The organism is Streptomyces flavochromogenes (assembly GCF_000717595.1).
Taxonomy (GTDB): domain Bacteria; phylum Actinomycetota; class Actinomycetes; order Streptomycetales; family Streptomycetaceae; genus Streptomyces; species Streptomyces flavochromogenes.
Map to the genome: position 1 here is coordinate 1 of NZ_JNZO01000112.1, position 397 is coordinate 397.

Consider the following 397-nt stretch of genomic DNA (forward strand, 5'->3'; position numbering starts at 1 on the left):
CGCCGACGCATACAACTCCCGCGCCATCGCACCCCACTGCGACCCCTGCCCCGGAAACACCAGCACCGTCCTGCCGGACCCGGCACTCCCCGACACCACGCCCTTGGTGGCGACGCCCTCGGCCAGCGACCTCAGACCCTCCAGCAACTCCTCACGTGTGGAGCCGACCACCACGCCACGCCGCTCGAACGTGGTGCGCGCGGCCAGCGTCGCCGCCACGTCCTCCACCGGCACCCCGGTGTCCGCGGCGGCCTCGGCGAGCTGCGCCGCGTGCGCCCGCAGCGCCTCCTCGCTCCGTGCCGACACCACCCACGCCACCGGCCCCACCTGCTCCGCCGGGGAATCCAGCTCAGCAGACGGCACGGCTTCCGCCGACGGCGCCTGCTCCAGAATCACA

At 74.1% G+C, this 397-nt stretch carries 1 protein-coding gene; it reads right to left on the reverse strand.

Going from position 1 to position 397, the window contains the following annotated elements; genetic code table 11:
• Positions 1-397 (reverse strand): CurL C-terminal domain-containing protein (locus IF00_RS0140490; RefSeq protein ID WP_037640586.1); only part of this gene is annotated, 397 nt, incomplete at both ends.